Origin of the sequence: Peribacillus kribbensis DSM 17871 (assembly GCF_000430765.1) — a bacterium.
Classification (GTDB): Bacteria; Bacillota; Bacilli; order Bacillales; family DSM-1321; genus Paraperibacillus; species Paraperibacillus kribbensis.
Map to the genome: position 1 here is coordinate 1 of NZ_AUMQ01000056.1, position 2,349 is coordinate 2,349.

General features: G+C 37.0%; 3 protein-coding genes. 1 reads left to right on the plus strand and 2 read right to left on the minus strand.

The features are described 5' to 3' along the window. Positions 1-30: 30 nt before the first annotated feature. Positions 31-321 carry a helix-turn-helix domain-containing protein gene (locus tag H539_RS0111075; RefSeq protein ID WP_026693559.1) on the minus strand — a complete coding sequence of 97 codons (291 nt, stop codon included), beginning with the start codon at positions 319-321 and terminating at the stop codon, positions 31-33. Positions 322-687: 366 nt separating this feature from the next. Here H539_RS0111075 and H539_RS0111080 point away from each other — a divergent pair, with 366 nt between their 5' ends. Next, positions 688-1,272: a recombinase family protein gene (locus tag H539_RS0111080; RefSeq protein ID WP_035322430.1), complete on the plus strand. Its 585-nt coding sequence runs from the start codon at positions 688-690 to the stop codon at positions 1,270-1,272. A gap of 65 nt (positions 1,273-1,337) precedes the next feature. On the opposite strand, the gene H539_RS0111085 is transcribed toward H539_RS0111080, so the two are convergent. After that, positions 1,338-2,349 (minus strand): hypothetical protein (locus H539_RS0111085; protein ID WP_218970916.1); only part of this gene is annotated, 1,012 nt, incomplete at its 5' end.

The window sequence follows — 2,349 nt, forward strand, 5'->3', positions numbered from 1 at the left end:
CCCGGCTATTCTCCTCTTCCAGCCGTTTAATTAGCTGCTCGTAATCAGATCGGATTGAACGTTCCATAATTCCAACCCCTTTCTACCTGTAAGGTTCTCATATGTTTTACGCAGATCATCCATAATCGCACTGTAAATCTGATGATCATAGTCACCTGAAAGATAGCTTTTAATTCCAATTACATGAGTTCTAGATATGTTCCGTTTTCCTGTCTCATACCTAGAAAGCAATGATGGATCAATACCCAAAAGATCAGCTAGTTGTCGACTAGACATAAATTGTGCTTGTCGTTTTTGTCGAATGACTTGTCCTATATGCATGTAAAATTCCTCCTGTTAGTTCGATTGAATGAAACGTAAGCAGTTCAACTAGCTTTGTCAAGGCCATCATTCCTAATTTCAGAAACAGTGACAAACACCTCTTACAATGTGGGTCTAACGGCTAAAATGCAGCCTCTTTAGCAAATAAATGTTAAATTTTACCTAAAAGGAGGAAAAATTTAAATATTTTCCGAGGGACAAGTAGGTTTATAAGGGTTTTGTTGGACAGACTTTCCGCGCCCACCCCGGTGGGAAACGGTGTCAAAAGTTAACACTTCTGAATCAGTTTTTATAGTGTTGATATATAAGGTTTTATACGGTATCAAAAGATAGTATCATTAATGTACAAATAAAGGAGAAATGAACATGACCAAATATGGATATGCAAGGGTAAGTACAAGAAAACAAGAGATCGGCGGCAACTCGCTAGAATCTCAAATTGAAAAATTACAATCTGAAGGCTGCCAAGTGATTTTTGAAGAAGCATTTACAGGTACAAAAATTGATCGTCCCGAATTTAAACGGCTGCTTGACCAGTTAAAAGAGGGAGACACACTGGTTGTAACCAAGCTAGATAGGTTTGCCCGCTCTACAGTTGAAGGAATAAACGTTGTTAAACAGTTATTTGAACGTGGCATAAAAGTACATATTTTAAATATGGGCTTAGTTGAAAACAGTCCAACCGGCAAACTTGTATTTACCATCATGAGTGCCTTTGCAGAGTTTGAAAGGGACATGATTGTTGAGCGAACCCAAGAAGGAAAAGCCGTAGCCCGTCAGCGTGACGATTTTAAGGATGGCCGACCAAAAAAATTCACAAAGAAACAAATTGCACATGCTCTGCAGCTGCTTCAAGATCATTCATATAAACAAGTAGAAGAACTTACGGGCATTAGCAAAAGTACACTTATACGTGCGAAAAAACACCAAGAAGAACAAAATGCAGGTTAATTCCCTCGTAACAAAAAAAGACCGGAATAGTATCTCCGGTCTCTTTTTATTCTTTATAAATCTACTTAATCATCATTGTCGTCTTCAAAATCAATATCTTCATACTCAGCTTCTTCTTTAAATTCCAAATAAAGAGCATATCGTTTCCCTTGCGATAAAGAATTTTCAGCCATTCCTTTCTCAATGGCATATTTAGCAAGCAGCTCTTTGTTTTTCATGAACTTCTCATAATACACTTCAATGTTTTCAGGCAATATGGTATTGAAAAAATGCCCGAAATGTTTTGGTGCCGGATCATTAGGTTTAATTAATTTGATATCAGCAAAACCTAGACGTTCTTTAGCAATAACATCCGGCTTAAACCTATATTTGGAATCTGCATTTACGGCATTAGCAAAATACTGAAAGTGTGATCTGAATCCTAAAACACCAAAATGACTGAAGAAACCAGCCAAGGTAATGTAAGATATTTTTCTTGATACTAATACTGGCAAACATTCCAAAGTACAGGCTCGAGCAATCATCCTCCAAACTTCGAGAGAGGCAGGATATATCCATTGTCTAATATTTTTAGCCTCAATACCGACTGGAATATCAGTTTGTTTATGAATTAAAAATTGATCGAAACCATTACCATCTTCATGTTTGTAGATTTTTTTTCCGCCATAAAACAATACTTCTGAATTTGTCGGCTTCACCAATAATCCTTTTTCATCAAGAATAGGACTAGAACCGATAATATGATAGTTACTTATATCAAAAGAATCGAATAACATTTTCTCTAAAACTAGTCCACAGTAATGGTCTAATTGAGAATAACGCAAAAACATATCATGCCATTTGATGAATGCCGTTAAACGACTCTTGTCACCAGGCTTACCAAAATCTGCCGCACCAATGATTTTCATAGGTGTATTTTGAAGCACCTGGACTTTACCATGTTTTATCAAGGACTTTAAAGAATCATGAAGCACTGCAGGCTCAACGCGCTTACCGGGAGGCCCAGCTTCACTGATCTTTATTTCTAAATGACGCATGGTACTGACACGATAAGTTTTAAGTATGTTCTGAATACGC

Coding starts and splice junctions, on each gene's coding strand:
- H539_RS0111080 (WP_035322430.1), top strand. CDS start 688: ATGACCAAATATGGATATGCAAGGGTAAGTACAAGAAAACAAGAGATC.
- H539_RS0111075 (WP_026693559.1), bottom strand. CDS start 321: ATGCATATAGGACAAGTCATTCGACAAAAACGACAAGCACAATTTATG.